We start from the raw sequence: 21,507 nt of genomic DNA, 5'->3' as shown, positions 1-21,507 counted from the left end.
TCTCAGACGCAGATCTGCTTGGCGATCGCGGCCGGGACGCTTTCGCACATTCCCCCGGTGCCGCCGCGCTGCAGGATCCACTTCCCGTTCCGGTGGGCGAACAGGACGCTGCCGCCGTCGATGTCGTTGGTGAAGTGCGCGAAAGCCCACGGCTCGGCGCATTTGATGCGCTGCAGCCCTTTGCTGTCGACGACCAGTGCGGCAGCCGCTTTCTTGTCCGCCTTGAGCGCGGCCTCCAGCGCGGCTTTGGTCGCCGAAGCACAAGCGTCCACCGGTTCAGCCCCCTTGGCCGGTACCGGCTCGGCCACCTGCGCAGGCGCGGCCGCCCGGGTGGCCGTCGTCGCCGTCGCCGTGGGGGTTGCCGCGGGGGTTGCCGTGGCCTGTCCGCCATCCGGCGGGTTCTGCTGACCGGTGCACGCCGACAGAAGGAATCCCGCCGCCACCACAATTCCGGCCCCGGCTCCGGCGCGCGCGAAACGACCCCGTGCATTCATGGTTTTCCCCCTGCGTCATTGACGGTCCCTCACCGTCTTTACTGCCATCAAGACGCGCCGCGGTATTACCGGTTGTCCGGCCGTTCTAACGGTCGGATCACGGCGCCGGTTCGGCGCAGACCGTCCGGTTGCGGCCCGCCGCCTTCGCGCGCAGCAGCGCTGCTTCCGCGGCCAGCAGCGCTTCGTCGAGGAGGCCGGGCGAGCAGCCCGCCACGCCGATCGACACCGTCACCCCGACGAACTGCGGGCCGTCGCCCGAAGCCTTCAGCGCCACCAGCGTCGAGGCGATCCGCAGGCGGATGCGCTCGGCGATCGCCATCGCGTCGAAGGCGCCGGTGCCGGGCAGCAGCACGGCGAACTCCTCGCCGCCGGAGCGGCCCACGAGATCGGCGGCCCGGACCTCGTCGCGCAGGGTGCCGGCGACCGCGCGCAGGACGGCGTCGCCGATCCGGGCGCCGTAGCGGTCGTTGAGCAGGCGGAAGTGGTCGAGGTCGAGCAGCAGCACGGCCGGGCCGGCCCCGCCGGGGCGGTCCAGCCGGGCCTCGGCGGCACCGCGCCAGGACGCGGCGGTCAGCACGCCGGTGCCCGGATCGAGGGTGACGTGGTCGCGGCGGCCGCCGCCCAGCCCGCCGCGGTGCAGCACGACGGTGGCGCCGGCCAGCACCGGGACCAGCAGCGGCGCGGCGGCCGCGGCCCAGGCGAGCGGGAGGCCGAAGGCCGTCATCGCGGCGTCGAAGGCGTACCCGGCGGCGGCTTCGCGCGGCCGGCGCGGCCCGTCGGCGCCGGTCACGAGCGCGGCGTTGACCGCGAGGAACACCAGCCCGGCGACGGTGAGCAGGAGGACGGTCCGGGTGCCGAGGACCTCGCCGAGCGGCCGGACGCCGGTCGCGGTGAGGAAGGCGCCCGCGACGAGACCGGCCAGCGCCGTCGCCGCGGCGCCGAACACCTGCCGGTGAACGGGTTTTCTGCGGACCCGGAACCACTGGTGCAGCGCGGAGAGCACGACCAGCGCGACGGCGAGACCGGGGCGGAGCACGAGCACCCCGGCGAAGATCCACGGCGTGTCGACACCGGGGCCGAGGAGGGTCTCCTCGCGGTGGCGTTCGACCGGCCGCGCGAGCTCCGCCGACACGAGCATCCCGGCCGCGAGCAGCGCGAACGGTGTCAGCATCGCGGCGACTGGCGGGAAGCGGAGGGCGGCGAGCACGACGGCGGCGACGGCGAGAGCGTCGATCCCGACGAGGTACCAGACCTGGCCGCGGCGCGGCAGCCGCCACAGCGCCCACCGCCGCAGGGCCCAGCGGCGCAGAACGAGGGCGGACAGGAACCGGCCCGGGGGGCGTTCCCCGCCGGCGGCGACCGTGGAATCCCCCACCATTTCGGCAAAGTAGCCGGAATGCGGGCCCGTGTCGATCCGCCTTCAGGGGAATTTAACACGGTCGCGAGCTCCGGGCACCGTGGGTCATTTTCCGACCGATGGAGGGTTGACACGCAACATTGGTCTAGTCCACTGTGTGATGGCACACAGCACTCCTCCCGGGTTGATCCCGCCGCCTCAAACCGGAGGTGCTCCACCTGCGCGTTTCGGAGGACCCCCATGCTGCTTCGTTCATCGCCGATCCGCCCACAGTCACGGCCGAAGACCTTCGTAGCGACGGTTGCTCGTCGCTCGGGGGGCGGCCTGCTTTTGGCCGGATCGGCGAAATCAGTGCGCCGTCTCCTCACCCTCGCAGCCGCGGCTTCGGCCGCGCTGGCGACGACGGTCGGGCTCGCCCCGCAGGCCATGGCCGCGGCCGACCCCGTGCTCGCCTCCCCGTACCTGTACCAGTGGGGCGGGCAGACCAGCCCGACGGCTGCAATGTCCGCGACCGGTGTGAAAGCGTTTACCCTCGCGTTCGTCCTCTCGGACGGCTCCTGCAACCCCAAGTGGGACGGCAACCGGTCGCTGACCGGCTCCGACAAGACGATGATCCAGAACATCCGCAACGCGGGCGGGGACGTGATCCCGTCCTTCGGCGGCTGGTCCGGCACGAAACTGGGCTCGAAGTGCACGTCGGCCTCCGCGCTGGCGGGTGCCTACCAGAAGGTGATCGACGCCTACGGGCTCAAGGCGATCGACCTCGACATCGAGAACACCGACGAGTTCCAGAACAACACGGTGCAGGACCGCATCCTCAACGCGGTCAAGCTGACCAAGCAGAAGAACCCGAACCTGAAGGTCGTCATCACCATCGGCACCACCACGACCGGCCCCGACTCGTGGGGCAAGCGCCTGATCAACCAGGCCAAGGCGATCGGCGCCCCGGTCGACGTCTGGTCGGTCATGCCGTTCGACTTCTCCAGCGGCGGTGACATGGCCGCGCACACGAAGTCCGCGGTCGACGGGCTGAAGAACCAGCTCAAGACGACGTTCGGCTGGAGCGACGACACCGCCTACCGGCACAGCGGCCTCTCCTCGATGAACGGCAAGACCGACAACGCGGGCGAGACGGTCACGGTCGCGAACTTCACCTCCATCCGCAGCTACGCGGCCGGCCACCACCTGGCCCGGTTCACGTTCTGGGCCACCAACCGCGACTGCAGCGGCGGCGGCGAGTGCAGCGGGATCAGCCAGGACAAGTACGCCTTCACCAAGATCGTCGCCGGCTACACCGGCTGACCCACCGGACCCGTAGTGGGGCTGTCGGGGGCCCTCTCACCGGCATCGGGGTCGGTGAGGGGGCCTTCGCGGGTCAGCGCCGCGGCCCGCCCGGGTAGGGCGCGCAGTAGTACGGGGAGCACTGGTAGGGGTTCCAGGTGACCGGCGGCGGGCTCGTCTTGGTCGTGGACGTGGACGTGGGCGGCGGCGGCAGCTCGATCGTGACGGTCGGAGTCGGGGTGGGCGTCGGCGTCCGGCGCGCGTGCATCACCGCCGGCGACGGCGTGGTCGTCTCGGTCGGGACGGCCAGCACGGTCGAGGACGGCACGGCGGTGGCCGGCTGCAGCTGCGGGAACTGCGTGGAGCCGGGCACGGAGTCCGGCCGCGTCGCCAGCACGACGACCAGCCCGCCCAGCACGACGATCACCACCGACGCCAGCGCCACCCGCGCCGCCCCACGCGGCCCGGCTTCCGGCTCGACGTCCCGGCGCGCCGCCAGCTCGGCCGCCCGCGAGCCCGGTTTGCGCGGCCGCGCCCCGGTCTGCTTGAGCAGCTCGTCGACCGTGACCCGGTCCCGTCGCCTGCGCGCGCTGCGCGTCATGCACGACCTCCACCCGATTCCCCCACGCCGCGCTCGCCCGCGACGCATGATCCCGGTGGATAGTAGAAACCCTTGCGGCAATTGTAAACGCGCTGATCGCCGCGCTCTCGTTACCGTTTCGAGACAACCGGATCGGCTTTCCGGCCGTAGTCGTCAACGAGCGGCGAACCGCCGCCGCTCGACACCCTCGGCCCCCACCTCAACGCGCCACCAACCGCCGCCGCAGTGCGGTCACCCGGCGGGTCACCGGGGTGAACTCCGGCAGCTTCAGCAACGCCAGCAACCCGAACGGCACGGCCATCCCCAGCAGCCCCTGCACCGGCAGCTTCACCCACGCCCCCGGGATCACCCCGAGCGACGCGGGCACGGCGCGCCCGGCGAGCACCGCGGCCACCACTCCCAGCCCGCTCACCGAGAGGGTGATCAGCCCGACCCGCAGCGACCGCTTGCTGCGCAGGTGCCCCAGCCGGACCCACAGCCAGACCTGGCCGAGGACCGCCCCGACCACGAACCCGGCGCCGTTGACGAGCATGACGCCGTAGACGACGTGCTCGCCGTCGAGCAGCCCGCGGCAGAGCAGCAGCAGGGGGATCTTCACCGCGGTCATCACGAGCATGATCAGCGTGGGCGTGCGGGCGTCCTTCATCGCGTAGAACACCCGCAGCTGCAGCATGACCAACGCGAAGGGCAGCAACCCGACCGCCGACACCGCCAGCGTCTGGCCGAGCCGCTCGGCGTCGTCGAGGGTCCCGCGGCCCCAGGTGAAGATCGCGATGCCGATCGGCGTGCCGACCACCGCCAGCACCGCCGAAATGGGCACGAAGAGCACCGTGGACATGCGGGAGGCGAGCGAAAGGTCGCCGACCAGGGACACCGTGTCGCCGTCCGCGGCGGCGCGGCTCATCCGCGGCATCAGCGCGGTCAGCAGCGAAACGCCGAGGATGCCGTACGGGAGCTGGAAGAGCAGGGACGCGTAGCTGTAGGCCGTCACGCCACCGCTGTTGCCGCCGGTCAGCACGCGGGTGGTGATGACGAACCCGACGTGGCTGACGACGACGTAGCCGAGGATCCACGCGGCGAGCCCGCCGAACTCCTTGATCCGCGGGTCGAAGCCCCAGCGCCAGCGGAACCGGAACCCGGTGCGCAGCAACGCCGGGATGAGCACGACCGCCTGCGCGACGATGCCGAGCGTGGTGCCGAGGCCGAGCACGAGCAGCTTGGGGTCGCTCATCCGGACCGGGTCGAGGGTCAGCTCCCCCGGCACGAACGCGAACACCACGAGCGTGCCGGTGACGACGACGTTGTTCAGCACCGGCGCCCAGGCCGGCGGGCCGAAAACGTTCTGCGCGTTGAGGATGGCCGAGAGCAGCGCGAACAGGCCGTAGAACAAGATCTGCGGCAGCAGCAGGTACGCCAGCGCGGTGGTCAGCCCGGAATTGGCGGTCTCGGACGATTTGTCGACGTAGAGCGCGGTGAACAGCGGGGCAATCGCCACCGCGACGGCGGTGCCGACGGCGAGCAGCACCAGCGCCATCGTGATGAGCCGCTGGGTGTAGGCGCGGCCGCCGTCGGGGTCGTCGTGCGAGCGGACCAGCAGCGGCACCACGACGCTGGCCAGGACGCCGCCGAAGAGCAGCTCGAAGACGATGTTGGGCAACGTGTTCGCGACGGTGAAGGAGTCGTTGACGACCCCGGTCCCGACCACGGCGGCGAGCAGCAGCTTCGCGACGAACCCGGTGACCCGGCTGACGGCCGAGGCGACCGCCATCCGGCCGCTGGAGCGGGCCAGCGACGAGCCGGCACCCTCCCCGCGCCCGGCGCTGACCGGCGACGCGGGCGGCCGCGCGACGATCTGGCCGGCGAACTCGTCGTAGGCGCGCCGGGAGACGTCGGGGTCACGGGTCGGCCAGTGCGGGCCCCGCAGCTCGCTCGGGAGGAAGACCGTCGCCTCGTTGTCCATCGGTGGGGGGTGCTCCGCCATGGGGACAAGACTGCCAGGTCAGCGGCACGTGCGGGAGACCGAACACCTGTTCGCCGGCACGACGCTGCGTGACAGCGACCGGGAACTCAGGCCGCGACGGTGATCGCCAGCGCGGCGCGCCCGGCGTCGGTCAGCTCGGCGGCCACCTTCCCGGTGCCGCCTTCGACGGCGGGCCGCAGGTAGCCACCGTGGGCAAGGGCGTGCGCGGTGATCTGATCGCAACAGGCGAATCCGTCGACGAAGAGGTCGGGCTCGCAGCTGCACGACATCTGCGCGCGCCCGGCGGCCACCGCCTTCAGCATCGCCATCGCGCGGTGGGTGAGCTCGACTCCTGAACCGGACACCGGACTGCCTTCCTCGTGGGTCGCTACAACCAGTTATTCGCCCATTGGGCCGATTGTGTTACTTACGGCACTATGACGCTTGGGATGCGGTCGAGGTTCCGTCCGGTCACGGAATCGCCGCGTTCAGTCCCCGGCCAGCCGCAGCTCCAGCGTCCGCGCCCATTCGCGCACGATCTGGCGCCGCCGTCGGGTGTCGTCGGTCAGGAGGTTGGCCAGGCCGAGCCCACGGGCCAGGTCCAGGGTGGCCTGGACCAGCTCCCGCACCCCCGGGCGGGACTCGTCGACGCCGAGGAGTTCCACCGTCACGCGGTGCGCCTCGCGGCCGACCCGGGCCTCCAGGGGCACCAGCACGTCCCGCAACGCCTCGTCGGTCGCCGCCACCGACCACAGCTGCAGGGCCGCGCGGAACAGCGGGCCGGTGTACAGGTTCAGCACCATCTCCACGACGCGCTCGATGCGGGACGCCCCGCTCGGCAGGCCGGCCGCCTGGGCGCGCAGCTCGTCGATCTGGGCTTCGCCGAGCAGGTCGACCGCCGCCACCACGAGGTCCTCGCGGGCCGGGAAGTGGTGCTGGGCCGCGCCGCGGGAGACACCCGCCCGCTCGGCGATCCCGGCCACCGTCACGCCATGCCAGCCGCGCTCGCCGAAGCTGTCGAGGGCGGCCTCGACCAGCCGCCGCCGCGTGGTGCGGCTGCGCTCCTGCTGGGGTTCGCGGACGCCGGTCAAGCCGGGTCCACCCAGAAGTCGAGCTGCAGGTCTTCCTCCGCGGTGTCGCCGACGCGGTACTGCGCGAAGTCGGTGACACCTTCGGCGCGCAGCACTTCGTCGTCGAGGAGGAACCGGCCGGTGACCTCCCGGCTGGGCTTGGTCAGGATCGCGTGGGCGGCGTCGGCCATGATCGCCGGCGTCCGGCTCCGCGAAGCCAGTTCCGCGCCGACGACGTTGCGGATCGCCGCGGTGTCGATCGTGGTGCGCGGCCACAGGGAGTTGACCGCGACGCCGTCCTTCTTCAGTTCCGCGGCGAGCCCGACGGTCACCAGGCTCATCGAGTACTTGGCGATGCTGTACGCGAGGTGCCCGGCGGTGAACCACTTCTCGTCGAGGCTGATCGGGGGCGACAGCGTCAGGATGTGCGGGTTCGCGGCGTTCTTCAAATGCGGAATGGCCAATTTGGACAGCAGGAACGTGCCGCGCGCGTTGATGTCCTGCATCAGGTCGTAACGCTTCATGCTGACCTGCTCGGTCGGCGTCAGGTCGATCGCGCTGGCGTTGTTCACGACGATGTCGATGCCGCCGAACTGCTCGACGGTCTTCGCCACGGCGGCGGCGACACCGTCGTCGTCGCGGACGTCGCCGAGGATCGGCAGCGCGTGGCCGCCCGCCTTTTCGATCGCTTCGGCCGCCGTGTAAATCGTGCCGGGCAGCTTCGGGTGCGGCTCACCCGTTTTGGCCAGCAGCGCGACGTTCGCGCCGTCTTTCGCGGCCCGGAGCGCGATCGCCTCGCCGATGCCGCGGCTGCCGCCGGACATGAGAATCGTCTTGCCGTCCAAAGTAGACATATCGGCTCCTAGTAGGACTTCGGGAGGCCGAGGCTGTGCTGGCCGACGAAGTTGAGCACCATCTCGCGGCTGACCGGCGCGATCCGGCCCAGGCGCACCGCCGTCACCAGCGTGCCGAGGCCGTATTCGGTGGCCAGGCCGTTGCCGCCGTGGGTCTGCACGGCCTGGTCGGTGGCCCGGATGGCGACCTCGGCGGCGGCGTACTTCGCCATGTTGGCCGACTCCCCCGCGCCGAAGTCGTCGCCGGAGTCGTAGAGCGACGCCGCCTTCTGTGTCATCAGCTTGGCCAGTTCCAGCTCGATCTTGATCTCCGCGAGCGGGTGGGCGAGGCCCTGGTGGGCGCCGATCGGCGTGCCCCAAACCTGGCGCTGGTTCGCGTAGCCGACGGCCTTCGACAGCGCGTACCGGGCGATGCCGAGGGAGAACGACGCGCCCATGATGCGTTCGGGGTTGAGGCCCGCGAACAGCTGCGCGATCGCCGCGTCCTCCTCCCCGACCAGCGCTTCGGCAGGCAGGTGGACGTCGTCGAGGAACAGCGAGAACTGGTTTTCCGGCGCGACGATGTCCATCGGGATCTTCGTGTACTCGAAGCCCTCGGTGTTCGCCGGCAGGATGAACAGCGCGGGCTTGAGGCGGCCGGTCTTCGAGTCCTCCATGCGGCCGACGACGAGCACCGCATCGGCTTCGTCGACGCCGGAGATGTAGACCTTGCGGCCGTTGAGGACCCAGCCGCCGCCGTCCCGCTTCGCCGTGGTGGTGATCTTGTGCGAGTTCGACCCGGCATCCGGCTCGGTGATCGCGAAGACCATCCGCTTGGTGCCGTCGGCGATACCCGGCAGCCACTGCTTCTTCTGCTCTTCGGTGCCGAACCGGGAGATCACGGTGCCGCAGATCGCCGGCGAGACGACCATGAGCAGCAGCGGCGAGCCCGCGGCGGCGAGTTCTTCGAGGACCGCGGCGAGGTCGGCGATGCCCGCGCCCCCGCCGCCGTACTCCTCGGGGACGTTGACGCCGAGGTAGCCGAGCCGGCCGGCCTCGTCCCAGAGTTCGTGCGTCTTCTCGTCCGCACGGGCCTTGCGGGCGTAGTACTCGTGCCCGTACTTGGCGCCGAGTTCGGCGACGGCCTTGCGAAGCGCGATCCGCTCTTCCGGCTCGATGAAGTTCATCGCGTTCATTCTGCTTCTCCCACCACAGCTAGGATCGTGCCCACTTCGACCTGTTGGCCCACGGTCACCGGCAGCTCGGTCACCACGCCGTCGGCGGGGGCGGCGATCCGGTGTTCCATCTTCATCGCCTCGAGCCACAGCAGCGGGTCGCCGGCCTTGACCGGATCTCCGGCCTGCACGGCGAGCCGCACGACCGTGCCCGGCATCGGCGCGACCAGCGACCCGGCAGCCAGAGCGGCGTCGGGATCGGCGAACCGTGGTGCGGCCGTCAGCGCGACCGAACCGAGCGCGGAGTCCACATAGGACAAGTCGTCGTGACGAGCGACGTCGAACGTGCGCCGCACGCCGTTCACCTCGATCACCACCCGCCCCGGCTCCGCCGACACCAGCTCGCCTTCGAACCCATCGGCACGGAGGCCGTCCCGCGTCAGCGAGTAGACCACTTCATACTCGCGATCCGAGACGGTGAAGACCTTGCGCTGCCCGGCCGAGCGCACGTTGCGCCAGCCGCTCGGCAGCCTGCTCTGGGTGGTGGCTCGCGCCCGGTTGCCCGCCGCGTCCGCCAGCGCCGCGGCGAGCGCGGACAGCCGTTCGGTGTCCTGAGTGGCCAGTGGCGCGGCCAGGGTGTCCAGGCCGTGACGGTCGAAGAACGCCGTGTCGGTCTCCCCCGCCAGGAAGGCCTCGTGCCGCAGGATGTTCACCAGGAGGTCGCGGTTGGTGACGACGCCGTGGATCTTCGTGGCGGCGAGGGCCTTGGCGAGCCGCCGGGCGGCTTCGGCGCGGGTCGGCGCCCAGGTGATCACCTTGGCGAGCATCGGGTCGTAGTGGACACCGACGACGGACCCGCTCTCGAAGCCGGAGTCGAGTCGCAGTCCGGGCCCGTGCGTGAAGGACCGGTCCACATCGGGCACTTCGAACGTGTGCAGAGTCCCGCTTTGCGGCTGCCAGCCCGCCGCCGGGTCCTCGGCGTAGAGCCGGACCTCGATGGCGTGGCCCACGGTGGGCGGTGGGTCGGCCGGGAGGCGCTCACCCTCGGCGATCCGCAGCTGCAGGGCGACCAGGTCGAGGCCGGTGACGTTCTCGGTGACCGGGTGCTCGACCTGCAGCCGGGTGTTCATCTCGAGGAAGTAGAACCGCCCGTCGGGCCCGGCGAGGAACTCGACCGTGCCCGCACCGACGTAGTCGATCGCCTTGGCGGCCTTACGCGCGGCCTCGAACAGCTCCTCGCGCATGGCGGCATCGACGAACGGCGACGGCGCCTCTTCGACGACCTTCTGGTGCCGGCGCTGGATCGAGCACTCCCGCTCCCCCACCGCCCACACCGTGCCGTGGCGATCAGCGAGCACCTGGACCTCGATGTGCCGCCCGGTCTCCAGGTACCGCTCGCAGAAGACGGTCGGGTCGCCGAACGCCGATCCGGCCTCCGCACTGGCGCCTTCCACGGCCTCGGCCAGTCCGTCGAGCGAGCGGACCACGCGCATCCCGCGGCCACCACCACCGGCGGACGCCTTGACCAGCAACGGCAGGTCGTCCGAAGTCACCGAAGCCGGGTCCAATTCGGACAGCACCGGCACCCCGGCCGCGGCCATCAGCCGCTTCGACTCCACTTTGGAGCCCATGGTCTCGATGGCCTCGGGCGGCGGCCCCACCCAGGTGAGCCCGGCGTCGAGCACGGCCCGCGCGAACGCGGCGTTCTCGGACAGGAAGCCGTAGCCGGGGTGGACGGCGTCGGCACCGGCCTCGGTCGCGGCCTTGACCAGCAGCTCCGCCCGCAAGTACGTCTCGGACGGCGCGTTGCCGGGCAGCCGGACGGCCGCGTCGGCCTCCAGGGCGTGCGGCGCGGCCGCATCGGCGTCGGAGAACACCGCGACCGTGCCGATCCCGGCGTCGCGGCAGGTGCGGAAGACGCGGCGGGCGATCTCGCCGCGGTTGGCGACCAGCAGGTTCTGGATCATCGCTCGCTCACATCCGGAAGACGCCGAAGCCCTCGGCGCCCTTCACTGGTCCATTGTGGATCGCGGATAGGCTCAGCCCCAGCACGGTGCGGGTGTCGCGCGGGTCGATGATGCCGTCGTCGTAGAGCATGCCGGAGAGGAACATCGGCATCGACTCGGCTTCGATCTGCCCTTCCACCATGGCGCGCATGGCCTTGTCGTGCTCCTCGTTGTACTCCTGGCCGCGGCTCTCGGCGGCCGCGCGGGCCACGATGGACAGCACGCCGGCCAGCTGCGCCGGGCCCATCACCGCCGACTTCGCGCTCGGCCAGGCGAACAGGAAGCGGGGATCGAAGGCGCGGCCGCACATGCCGTAGTGGCCGGCGCCGTAGGACGCTCCCATGAGGACGGACAGGTGCGGCACCTTCGAGTTCGAGACGGCGTTGATCATCATCGCGCCGTGCTTGATGATGCCGCTCTGCTCGTACTCCTTGCCGACCATGTAGCCGGTCGTGTTGTGCAGGAACACCAGCGGGGTGTGGATCTGGTTGGCCAGCTGGATGAACTGCGCGGCCTTCTGCGACTCCTCGCCGAACAGCACGCCCTGGGCGTTGGCCAGCACGCCGACCGGGTAACCGTGGATGCTCGCCCAGCCCGTCACCAGCGACGAGCCGTAGAGCGGCTTGAACTCGTCGAAGTCGGAGCCGTCGACGACGCGGGCGATGACCTCGCGCGGGTCGAAGGGCACCTTCAGGTCGGTCGGCACGATGCCGAGCAGGTCCTCGGCGTCGTAGAGCGGCCCTTCGTAGTCCGGCTTCGGCGAAGGCCCCTGCTTGGTCCAGTTGAGCCGCTTGACGATGTTACGGCCGAGCCGGATGGCGTCCTGCTCGTCGACGGCCAGGTAGTCGGCCAGGCCCGAGGTCCGCGCGTGCATTTCGGCGCCGCCGAGCGACTCGTCGTCGGACTCCTCGCCGGTGGCCATCTTGACCAGCGGCGGCCCGCCGAGGAACACCTTCGCGCGCTCCTTGACCATCACGACGTAGTCCGACATGCCCGGCAGGTACGCGCCGCCCGCGGTGGAGTTGCCGAAGACCAGCGCGATCGTCGGGCAGCCCGCGGCCGAGGCCCGCGTGATGTCCCGGAAGATCCGGCCGCCCGGGATGAAGATCTCCTTCTGGGTGGGCAGGTCCGCGCCGCCGGACTCGACGAGGTTGATCGACGGCAGCCGGTTCTGCGCGGCGATGTCCGCGGCCCGGAAGCTCTTCTTCGTGGTCCACGGGTTGCTGGCGCCGCCCTTGACCGTCGGATCGCTGGCCGAGATCAGGCACTCGACGCCTTCGACGACGCCGATCCCGGTCACCAGACTCGCGCCGACGCGGTAGTCGGTGCCCCAGGCGGCCAGCGGCGACAGCTCGAGGAACGGCGAATCCGCGTCGAGGAGCAGCTCGATGCGTTCCCGCGCGAGGAGCTTGCCGCGGTTGCGGTGCCGCTCGACGTACTTCTCGCCGCCGCCGGCGACGGCTTTGGCGTGCTCGGCGTCGATCTCGGCGAGCTTCTCCAACATCGCCTCGCGGTTCGCGCCGAACTCGGCGGCTCGCGTGTCCACTGTGGATCTCAGTGCAGTCACGAGGTGTATCCCAATCGCTTCGCGGCCAGGCCGGTGAGGATCTCGGTCGTGCCGCCGCCGATGCCGAGGATCCGGACGTCGCGGTAGTGGCGCTCCACTTCGGACTCGCGCATGTAGCCGAGCCCGCCGTGCAGCTGGACGGCCTCGCTGACCACCCATTCGGCGGCCTCGACGGCGGTGTTCTTGGCGAAACAGGCTTCGGCGATGACCTCTTCACCGGAGACGTGCCGGATCGCGGCCTGCCGGGTGTAGGTGCGGGCGACGTCGATCTTCCGCGCCATTTCGGTGAGCTTGTGCTGGACGACCTGCCGCGAGATGAGCGGGCGGCCGAACGTCTCGCGCAGCCGGCACCAGTCCAGCGTCAGGTCGAGCGCGCGCTGGGCGTGCGCGTACGCCTGCACGGCCAGCGAAAGCCGTTCGGTGACGAACTGGGTGGCGACCTGCGCGAACCCGCTGTTCTCGGCGCCCACCAGGTGCTCGACCGGCACCCGGACGTCCACGTAGGACAGTTCGGCGGTGTCCGAGCAGAGCCAGCCCATCTTCTCGAGCTTGCGGCTCACCGTGAACCCCGGTGTCCCGCGTTCGACGACGATCAGCGAAAGCCCGTGGGCACCGTCACCGCCGGTCCGCACGACCGTCGTCACGAAGTCCGCGCGGCACCCGGAGGTGATGAACGTCTTGGCGCCGTTGATGACGTACTCGTCGCCCTCGCGGACGGCGGTGGTCCGGATCCCGGCGACGTCGGAGCCGCCGTCTGGTTCGGTCACGGCGAGCGAGCCGATCTTGTCGCCTTGGAGCGCGGGGCGCACCCAGCGTTCGATCTGTACCGGATCGTTCGCCTCGGCGATGTGCGGTACGGCGATGCCGCAGGTGAACAGCGACGCGAAGAGCCCGCCGGAACCACCGGCGTAGTGCATCTCCTCGGCGACGACCAGGGCGTCGAGGTAGTTGCCGTCGCCGCCGCCGATCTCTTCCGGGAAGGCGACGCCGAGCAGGCCGAGGTCTCCGGCCTTGCGGTGCAGGTCGCGCGGCAGCTCGCCGTCGCGCTCCCAGTCGTCGAGGTGCGGCAGGACTTCCTGCTCGACGAACTTCCGCACGGTCTTGCGCAGTTCCGCCCGTTCGGGCGTCCGGAAGGGATCGGTCACAGGAGCACCTCGGGGACGTCGATCTCCCGCGACCGCAGCCACTCACCGAGCGCCTTGGCCTGCGGATCGAACCGGGCCTGCGACGCGACACCCTCGCCGAGGAGGCCTTCGACGACGAAGTTCATCGCCTGCAGGTTCGGCAGCAGGTAGCGCGTCACCGGCAGGTCCGCGGTCTCGGGCAGCAGCAGCTTGAACTCGGCGACGGTCAGCCGGTGCACCAGCCAGCGCCACGCCTCTTCCGACCGCACCCAGACACCGAGGTTGGCGTTGCCGCCCTTGTCGCCGCTGCGCGCGCCGGCGATCGTGCCCAAGGGCACCCGCCGCACCGGCCCGTGGCCGAGGGGTTCGGGCAGGGCCGGTTCATCCACTTCGGACAGGTCCTGAGTGGACATGGAAGGCGCTATGTCGACACGCATCCCGTCCGGCAGCACGGCGACGTGCGGGACTTTCGCGGAGTCCACATAGGCCGCGGTGTAGACGCCGTACGGCGAGGCGTCCGACGGCGGCGCCGTGACGTGGAACCCCGGGTAGCTGGCCAGCGCGAGTTCGACGGCCGCGCCGGTGAACGCACGTCCGGCGACCTTCGGGTCGGCGTCCTTGACGGCGACGTGCAGCAGCGCACTCGCGGCCTGCTCGGTGTCGGCGTCCCGGTGGTCGGTGCGAGCGAGCGTCCAGCGGACGTCGGCCGGCGGCCGGTCCTTCATGGACGCTTCGAACTGTTCCCGCACCAGCGCGGCTTTCGCCTCGATGTCGAGTCCGGTGAGGACGAACGTCGTCTCGTTGCGGAAGCCGCCGAGGCGGTTGAGGGCGACCTTCAGCGTCGGCGGCGGGGCTTCGCCGCGGACCCCGGAGATGCGGACGCGGTCGGGCCCGTCTTCGGCCAGGGACAGCGTGTCGAACCGCGTGGTGACGTCCGGTCCGGCGTACCGCGCTCCGGTGATTTCGTACAGCAGCTGCGCGGTGACCGTGCCGACGTTCACCACCCCGCCGGTGCCGGGGTGCTTGGTGATGACGCTGGAGCCGTCGGCCTCGATCTCGGCGATCGGGAACCCGGGCACGCCGAGGGCGTGCTCGGTGAAGAAGGCGTAGTTGCCGCCGGTGGCCTGGGCACCGCATTCGATGACGTGCCCGGCGGCGACCGCGCCGGCGAGGGCGTCGAAGTCGTCGCGGGCCCAGCCGTAGTGCGCGGCGGCCGGCCCGACGATGACGGAGGCGTCGGTGACGCGCCCGGTGACGACGACGTCGGCGCCCGCGTTGAGGCACTCCGCGATGCCCCAGGCGCCGAGGTAGGCGTTGGCGGTCAACGGTTTGCCGAGGTCCAGCGCCTCGGCCCGCGCCACGAGATCATCGCCTTCGACGTGCGCGATCTTGACGTCGAGACCCAGTTTCCCGGCCAGCTCACGCAGCGCGTCCGCGAGCCCCGCGGGGTTCAACCCGCCGGCGTTGGCGACGATCTTGACGCCTTTCTCCTGCGCCAGACCGAGGTTTTCCTCCATCTGCCGCAGGAACGTCTTGGCGTAGCCGCGGGTGGCGTCCTTCATCCGGTCGCGGCCGAGGATGAGCATGGTCAGCTCGGCCAGGTAGTCGCCGGTCAGGACGTCGAGAGGGCCGCCGGTGAGCATTTCGCGAACCGCCGAGAACCGATCGCCGTAGAAGCCCGAGGCGTTGCCGATGCGGTAGGTCATGCAAACTGCCCCGGCTTGCGGCCGTCGCCCGGCGGCCCCGCGAAGGCCTGCGCGATGCCGAGCCATTCCTCGACGTCGGCGCCGTGGGCGGCCAGATCGGTGTCGGCCGGGTGGCGGCGCTGGGTGACGACGAGGCAGAAGCCGAGCGCGGTGCCGGTGAGCTTCTGCTCGGCGTCCTCGGGGCCGAACGCCCAGGTGGCGCCGTCGGGTGCGGTGAGCTCGACGCGGAACTCCTCGGGCGGCGGCGCGAGCGAGTGGAGCTTGTAGGCGAAGTCGCGGGTCCGGGTGCCGAAGCGGGCGATGTGCCACAGCCGCGCGGTGGGCTCGCGGGTCAGGCCGAGCGCGTCGAAGACGTCCTGGCCGTGCGCCCAGGTCTCCATCATCCGCGCGGAGGCCATCGAAGCGGCGCTCATCGGCGGCCCGTACCAGGGCAGCTTCTGCCCCTCGGGGACGGCGGCGAGGGCTTCGGCGAGCAGTGCGCGCCCTTCGCGCCAGCCGTCGAGGATTTCCCGCGGCGGCCGCTGCGCCCCGGCCGCGGCCCCGTCGTCGACGTAGGTCTCCCCCGCCTTGAGCAGCTCTTCGACCTCGGCCTGCCAGTCTTCCGGGTGCGCGGCCGCGATCAGGGCCTTGCGATCGGTCCAGGCCAGGTGCGCGATCTGGTGCGCGATCGTCCACCCTTCGGCCGGTGTCGGCCGCGCCCAGTCCGCCGCGGGCAGGTTCGCCACCACGTCGTCGATCGTCCGTGTCTCCGCGTCGAGATCCCCGAGGATCACGCCGAGATCCGCCATCGCCCGCCTCCTTGCGTCCGGAAGCCAGCGTGGCACCGGGGCGGAGAAAAATCAAGCACGCCTGATTGTTTCGACCCCTGGGCACCCGAGAGACACCAGGCCTGAACCTCCGTCAGCTCGGCCCGGATCTAGCGGCGCTCCAGGGAGAACCGGCGGAGGACTTCGAACGCACGGCCGCGATCAGCTCTCGATACCCTCCGATCGCGGCTCAGGTCGTCGATCAGATCGATGATCGTGACCCGGTCCAGGTCGACGTGGCCGACAGGGTCCACCCGGAAGTCTTCCGAGGTGTGCGTCCGGAGGTCCACCGCGTCCGGCAGCCGCGCGTGCTCGCCGAGCAGAAAATGGGCGAGCAGCTCCGCCGCGTCGACTCGGGCCGCACCCGTCACGCTCCGGTCGCCGATGAAGTCGATGAGGGTGCGAACCGCGGCGGCCCGGTCCACGGATCCCTGGATGCCTGCGACGAAGACGCGGGCACGGTCACCGAGAGAGTGGTCGCCGACCAGGGAGTTCACCGCGTCGGCTCCACGACGGCCACCGGTTTCGAGCATGATCTCGAGGATCCGGAGCCGTCCGTCGTCGTCGAGCGTCGTGTCCCGGACCAGGGACTCGAGCAGTTCCATCGGGTGGTACTCCCCCATGGCGGCCAGCATTTCGACCGCGCCGATCCGCACGTTGTGGTCACTCAGGTGCTGCGTCGCGATGCGTTCGAGCTCCTTCAGCGCTTCCTTGTCCCCGTGTTCGGCCAACGCACCGGCGGCGCGGATCCCGACGTGGGGATCGATCGAAAGGTCCGAGGCCAGCTTCGACAACGCATTCTCCGCCTTGGAACCACCGTGCTTGACCAGCGCCCGGACCGCCTCCTCGCGCACGTAGACCGGAAGGTCCGCGGCCCGGGCCAGTCCGTCGAGCAGTTCGATCCCGCGCACGTCGCCCGCACCGGCCAGAACGCCGGCGGACCGGACCCGCGAGTACCCGCTCATCCTGGTGTCCAGGGCGAGTTCGGCGAAGAGATCCGACGCCAGCGCGGCTTCGTGGCCGCGCAGGGTCATGACCGACGCGACCCGTTCCCGCCCGGCCAGCGTGGCGTCCCGGGCGAGATCGGCGAGCAGGCGGGAAACGTGGTCCGGATCCAGCGACTCGACCCGCGCCGCCAGGGTGGCCCGCATCCGCGAGCCGATCGACTTGTTTCTCGCCAGCTCGTCCAGCAGCCCGACCGCGGCGGTGACATCGACGTCGAGGTCGACGACCGCCTCGGCCGCTCTGGCCCGCACGGCGGGGTGGAGGTCGGCGTCGCGGGCGATCGAGCGCAGCCGGCCGAGCGCGTCCTCCGCACCGATGGAAGCCAGCAGGCGCAGGGCCAGGAAAGCGTTTTCGAACCGCTCCTGATCACTTCTCACCACTCCTCGAGCGCGCCGGGGAGGTGCAGGATTCGAGGTGGTGCCCAGGACCCGGACCAGGTCCACGAGCTTCCTCGCCATCGCCAGGACGACACGTCGCGGAACATCGGTGCCGAGGCGGAGCAGCACGGCGATGAACCCGCACCCGGACAAGCCACCGCGGTCGACCAGCCGGAGCAGGTAATCGGCGACCGCCTCCTGGACTTCGCCGCACTGGTCGAGCACGAACCCGGTGAACGAGGTGTCCACCTCCGGCGGCGGCGGGACGCGCCGGCCGAGAACCCGTTCGACGAGGGAGACGCGACGCTTCCTCCCGAAGAGGACGGCCAGCGACTCCAGGCAGGCCGGCGCCGATCGCGTCGCATGGGTCGCGGCCAGGAACTCCTCGACCGTCTGGTGGAAGAACGACAATTCCCCGCCGCGCAGGATCACCAGGCCGCTGCGCAGCAACAGGCTTTGCAGGTACTCGCGCCACACGGTGGCCGGTACCCGGTGGGGACACGCGGCGCCGGGCAGCCCGGAGATGATGTCCAAGACCGAAGCCGGGCAGCCGCCGCGCAGCTCTGCCGCCGACCGGCAGATCAGTTCGGGCAGGCGCTCGAGGGTCCGCCAGCCCTCCGCCAGCGCGTCGTCCCCGTAGCGGGCCAAGCCGGCCCGCACCTGGGCCTGAATACCCGACAGGTCCCCGCTCTCCATTCGCCGGGTCAGCTGCTCGACGTACTTGCGGTAGATTTCGCCGCGGCTGGCGGGCAACGGAGCGTCCGGGTTCGCACCATGCAGCTGGCAGAGCAGCGCCGCCATCAGCGGCGTCCTGGCCAGTCCGAACACCCTGGTCCGCCGCACCGCGCTCGCGAACCGCTCGGCCACCCGGTCGGGATTCGCGAGTCCGAGGACCCGGAACCAGTCGGCGGAAACGCGGTTCAGGTCCGACCAGGTGAACGGTTCCAGCTCGTACACCGGAGCCTGTGCGCCGAGGACGGCGAGCTCCCATTCGGGCAGGGGACGGGTGGCAATGACGAACCGGTACTGGCGCCCGCGGCTGCCGTCGGAGATCTGCTCCAGCGCGGCCAAGAGGTTCCGGCGGGCGACCGGGTCGGTGATTTCGTCGAGTCCGTCGACCATGACGAGCCACGGCACGTCTTCGTACGGGCACTCCTTGAACAGCGCGTCCGGCAAATTCTCGAGCAGGCCGAAACTGCTCAGTTCGGCGGTCGCCGCCTCCGCGAGCGCCGCCGCCAGCGGTTTGCCCGACAAGGCGGCCGCGGGCACCAGGATCGGCAGCGGAGTTTCGAGCCCACCCGCTTTCCTCGCCTCCACCGCCCGGATCAGATGGGTGCGGAACAGGCTGGTCTTGCCCCCGCCGGGGGTGCCGACGACCACGCAGAGGCGATCCCTGTCCAGGATCTCTTCGGCGGACATCCGGTCCGAGACACGCCGCGGCGGTGGCACGGACGTCCACGAAGCCGCCTCGCCGACCAAGGCGGAGACCGGCCCCACGAGTTTCCCGGGCGCCGCCGACCGCGTGCGCGGTTGCCCCACCCGCACCCGTTGACGAACGTAGACCTCGGTGAGCGGCGGCGTGTTCCCTGGCAGCACACCCGGGTACGGGTGTTCTCGAGCCGCCCGGACGGCGGCCGCGATGTAGTCGTCGATCAGGGAGTGGGCCGGACTGCCTGCCGGGTCGGCCCCCGCCCGGCTCCTGGCGGATCGGCCGGGCTGGGCGGCCTCCAGCAGATCGGCCCAGTATCGCTCGGCAGGAGCGGTGACGCCGGCCTGTTCGCTCCAGACCCGTACCAGCGCGAAGACGGCGGCCAAACTGCCTGCCGATGGCGTTTTGGTCTTCGAAAAATCTTCTGCCAGCCAGTCGCTGAGCCGCTGCCCCCGGAAATCGGCGATGAGATACGGCGATTTGCGCAGGATCCGTTCGGTTTCGTCTTGCGACAACGGACGGAGTCCGGCTTTGCGGCGCGCGGCGTCGGCCTTACCCCTGAGAGCGCGCAACTCGTCGTACAAACGCCGCTCACTCCGCGTAGCGATGTCTCCCTCCCCGCCGCCATTCCTCCCCCGCAGCGGGTGAAATCTCCACCCGAAGCAGCGTGCAGCGTAGCCCACGAACTGCCCGCTTCACCCGTTCGATACCCCCGACTCGCCGGAGCTGACGAAGGGTCTCCCCACCGCCCCACCACCGAGGAGGAACCCATGCACAACCGGAAACGCGGATGCGACGAGAACGCGACAACACCAGAGCAGATCGGCGCCCGCTCGGGCGAAGAATTGCACCGGCGTGCCACGAACGCCGGTTCTCCGGTGCTCGCCCGGGTGATCGGTCTTGCCGTCACCGGCGACCGGGAAACCTTTGTCAGGATCGTTTCGCTGTTCATCCTGGTGGTCGGCGCCGTGGTCCTGATCGGCACGGTGCTTCCCTGGCTCGCCGCCGCCGCAGCCGGCGGCAGTTCGGCCTGGACGGCCCGCCGGGCCCGCCGCCGGGCCGGCACGGACGACGCCGACCCACTATTGACATCTTGCCAGTAATGCCGGACTGCAATAGCTTCGTCGCATGGCCGACTACGCCGAGATCACCTACGCCGTCGCGGACCGGATCGCCACGGTCACGCTGAACCGTCCCGAGGCGCGCAACGGCTACACGATCCGGATGGCCGACGAGCTCGGTGCCGCCATGGACCGCGCCGATCGCGACGAGGATGTCCGCGTGGTCGTGCTGACCGGGGCCGGGACGGACTTCTGCGTCGGGGCCGACCTCTCGCAGGGCGGCTTCGACTTCGACCCCGCCACCGGCCCGGACGCGGCGTGGCAGGAGCCCGCCGGCCGGTGCTCGAAGCGGATCTTCGCCATGAACAAGCCCGTGATCGCGGCCCTGCACGGCGCCGCCGTCGGGGGCGGCGTCACCATCACGCTCTCGTGCGACTACCGGCTCGCGTCGGAGGACTCGCGGTTCGGCTTCGTCTTCACCCGCCGCGGCATCTACCCCGAAGGCGCGTCGGCGTGGTTCCTCCCGCGGCTCGTCGGGATGGGCACCGCGCTCGACTGGATGATCAGCGGGCGCGTCTTCTCCGCGGCCGAGGCCCTCGAAAAAGGCCTGGTGCACAAGGTCTTCCCCATCGGGACCGTGCTCGACGAAGCGCAGAAACTCGCGAAAGAGATCGTCGAGAAGACCGCCCCGGTGTCGGTGGCGGTGACCCGCCAGCTGCTCTACCGGATGGCGAGCGCCGAGTCGCCGTTCCCGGTGCACGAACTCGACTCGAAACTGATCGGCGGGCTCGGCGCGAACCCGGACGCCGTCGAAGGCGTGCTCTCGTTCCTGCAGAAGCGGCCGCCGTCGTTCGGCATGCGCGTCGAGAAGGACCTGCCCGACTACCTGCCCTGGCTGGAGAAATGACGTCGTACCCGCCGCCGCCCTGGAACCTGGTCGCCGACGCCCACGTGTCGATCTGGCGGGTCCCCGCGCGCGACGTGCACCCGGGCGCCCTGGCCCTCGCCGGGTACACCACCGTGTTCACCGCCTGGATCGCCTACCGCGAGCCCGGGCAACTCGCCTACCACGAGCTGCTCGCCGCCGTCCCGGTGCGCGGGAAGCGGACCACGTGCACGATCACGCAGATCTGGGTCGACTCCGCAGTCTCCCTCGCCGGCGGCCGCGAGCTGTGGGCCATCCCGAAGGACCTCGCCGCCCTGCAGTTCACCGACCGCACGTACACCGCGGCGACCGGCGACGACTGGATCGCCACCGCGGCCTTCACGCCGAGGCCGGGCCTGCCGCTCGCCCTCCCCGGCCGGTTCGACGTCCTCCAGGACCGCGACGGCACCCCCGTGCGAACGCCGGTCGGCGCGAAGATCCGGCCCCGGCTCGCCGCGGCCGACTGGACGGTCAACCCGGGCGGCCCGCTCGGCTACCTGGCCGGCCGGCGCCCGTTCGTGAGCCTCGCCCTGCCCGGCAGCGAGCTGGTTTTCGGGGCTTGAGCAGCACCTCTGGGTGATCACGTAACCCCGCCAGAGTGAACTCATGACACGCCATCTGGGGTACCGCGCGGACCCCGACCCCAACATGTAGTCTCTGGGAACCGGCAGCCCCCAGCGACGGGGAGACCGCTGCAGAGGGCGGCCGGGCAGCTTTGGAGAACCTGCAG

18 protein-coding genes are annotated in these 21,507 nt (G+C 70.8%); 4 read left to right on the top strand and 14 right to left on the bottom strand.

Annotation, left to right across the window (positions count from 1 at the left end):
- Positions 1-2: 2 nt before the first annotated feature.
- Together ISP_RS15240 and ISP_RS15235 are read right to left on the bottom strand one after the other, a co-directional pair.
- The gene (locus ISP_RS15240; RefSeq protein ID WP_013224763.1) at positions 3-272 is read right to left on the bottom strand and encodes a hypothetical protein; all 270 of its coding nucleotides are present in this window, start codon (positions 270-272) and stop codon (positions 3-5) included.
- A 319-nt stretch (positions 273-591) separates the two neighbouring features.
- Positions 592-1,872: a GGDEF domain-containing protein gene (locus tag ISP_RS15235; protein WP_013224762.1), complete on the bottom strand. Its 1,281-nt coding sequence runs from the start codon at positions 1,870-1,872 to the stop codon at positions 592-594.
- 330 nt (positions 1,873-2,202) lie between these two features.
- On the opposite strand from ISP_RS15235, the gene ISP_RS15230 reads away from it, so the two are divergent.
- Positions 2,203-3,153: a chitinase gene (locus ISP_RS15230; RefSeq protein WP_013224761.1), complete on the top strand. Its 951-nt coding sequence runs from the start codon at positions 2,203-2,205 to the stop codon at positions 3,151-3,153.
- Between the two features lie 73 nt (positions 3,154-3,226).
- On the opposite strand, the gene ISP_RS15225 is transcribed toward ISP_RS15230, so the two are convergent.
- The 12 genes from ISP_RS15225 to ISP_RS15170 form a co-directional block, all read right to left on the bottom strand.
- Complete coding sequence (locus tag ISP_RS15225; protein WP_013224760.1) at positions 3,227-3,733, bottom strand: hypothetical protein; 507 nt, start codon at positions 3,731-3,733, stop codon at positions 3,227-3,229.
- Between the two features lie 199 nt (positions 3,734-3,932).
- Positions 3,933-5,693 carry a murein biosynthesis integral membrane protein MurJ gene (gene murJ, locus ISP_RS15220; RefSeq protein WP_013224759.1) on the bottom strand — a complete coding sequence of 587 codons (1,761 nt, stop codon included), beginning with the start codon at positions 5,691-5,693 and terminating at the stop codon, positions 3,933-3,935.
- Between the two features lie 107 nt (positions 5,694-5,800).
- A complete protein-coding gene (locus tag ISP_RS15215) occupies positions 5,801-6,058 on the bottom strand; it encodes a hypothetical protein (RefSeq protein ID WP_013224758.1) in 258 nt (85 codons plus the stop codon).
- A 123-nt stretch (positions 6,059-6,181) separates the two neighbouring features.
- Positions 6,182-6,784: a TetR/AcrR family transcriptional regulator gene (locus tag ISP_RS15210; protein ID WP_013224757.1), complete on the bottom strand. Its 603-nt coding sequence runs from the start codon at positions 6,782-6,784 to the stop codon at positions 6,182-6,184.
- Positions 6,781-7,617: an SDR family oxidoreductase gene (locus ISP_RS15205; protein ID WP_034284345.1), complete on the bottom strand. Its 837-nt coding sequence runs from the start codon at positions 7,615-7,617 to the stop codon at positions 6,781-6,783. The genes ISP_RS15210 and ISP_RS15205 overlap by 4 nt, the downstream gene beginning before the upstream one ends.
- An 8-nt stretch (positions 7,618-7,625) precedes the next feature.
- On the bottom strand, positions 7,626-8,792 hold the full coding sequence (locus ISP_RS15200) for an acyl-CoA dehydrogenase family protein (RefSeq protein ID WP_013224755.1): 1,167 nt from the start codon (positions 8,790-8,792) through the stop codon (positions 7,626-7,628).
- Entirely contained in the window at positions 8,789-10,738 is a 1,950-nt protein-coding gene (locus ISP_RS15195; RefSeq protein ID WP_013224754.1) for an acetyl/propionyl/methylcrotonyl-CoA carboxylase subunit alpha, read from the bottom strand. The genes ISP_RS15200 and ISP_RS15195 overlap by 4 nt, the downstream gene beginning before the upstream one ends.
- 7 nt (positions 10,739-10,745) lie before the next feature.
- Complete coding sequence (locus ISP_RS15190; RefSeq protein WP_014466887.1) at positions 10,746-12,344, bottom strand: acyl-CoA carboxylase subunit beta; 1,599 nt, start codon at positions 12,342-12,344, stop codon at positions 10,746-10,748.
- A complete protein-coding gene (locus tag ISP_RS15185; RefSeq protein ID WP_013224752.1) occupies positions 12,341-13,489 on the bottom strand; it encodes an acyl-CoA dehydrogenase family protein in 1,149 nt (382 codons plus the stop codon). Before ISP_RS15185 ends, ISP_RS15190 begins: the two co-directional genes overlap by 4 nt.
- The gene (locus tag ISP_RS15180) at positions 13,486-15,174 is read right to left on the bottom strand and encodes an acyclic terpene utilization AtuA family protein (protein ID WP_013224751.1); all 1,689 of its coding nucleotides are present in this window, start codon (positions 15,172-15,174) and stop codon (positions 13,486-13,488) included. Before ISP_RS15180 ends, ISP_RS15185 begins: the two co-directional genes overlap by 4 nt.
- Entirely contained in the window at positions 15,171-15,962 is a 792-nt protein-coding gene (locus ISP_RS15175; protein WP_013224750.1) for a TIGR03084 family metal-binding protein, read from the bottom strand. The genes ISP_RS15180 and ISP_RS15175 overlap by 4 nt, the downstream gene beginning before the upstream one ends.
- Positions 15,963-16,090: 128 nt before the next feature.
- Positions 16,091-19,474 carry an NACHT domain-containing protein gene (locus ISP_RS15170; protein ID WP_230468788.1) on the bottom strand — a complete coding sequence of 1,128 codons (3,384 nt, stop codon included), beginning with the start codon at positions 19,472-19,474 and terminating at the stop codon, positions 16,091-16,093.
- Positions 19,475-19,561: 87 nt separating this feature from the next.
- Here ISP_RS15170 and ISP_RS15165 point away from each other — a divergent pair, with 87 nt between their 5' ends.
- The 3 genes from ISP_RS15165 to ISP_RS15155 are packed head-to-tail and all read left to right on the top strand — an operon-like array spanning position 19,562 to position 21,340.
- Positions 19,562-19,894: a hypothetical protein gene (locus ISP_RS15165; RefSeq protein WP_014466885.1), complete on the top strand. Its 333-nt coding sequence runs from the start codon at positions 19,562-19,564 to the stop codon at positions 19,892-19,894.
- Between the two features lie 25 nt (positions 19,895-19,919).
- Complete coding sequence (locus ISP_RS15160; protein WP_013224747.1) at positions 19,920-20,759, top strand: enoyl-CoA hydratase-related protein; 840 nt, start codon at positions 19,920-19,922, stop codon at positions 20,757-20,759.
- Positions 20,756-21,340 (top strand): acetoacetate decarboxylase family protein, encoded by a 585-nt coding sequence (locus tag ISP_RS15155; RefSeq protein ID WP_013224746.1) that lies wholly within the window; start codon positions 20,756-20,758, stop codon positions 21,338-21,340. Before ISP_RS15160 ends, ISP_RS15155 begins: the two co-directional genes overlap by 4 nt.
- Positions 21,341-21,507: the final 167 nt, after the last annotated feature.

The sequence above is a fragment of the Amycolatopsis mediterranei genome (genome assembly GCF_026017845.1).
Lineage (GTDB): Bacteria > Actinomycetota > Actinomycetes > Mycobacteriales > Pseudonocardiaceae > Amycolatopsis > Amycolatopsis mediterranei.
Note: the sequence above shows the minus strand (reverse complement) of the source record. Positions and strands in the feature narration are given on the sequence as shown.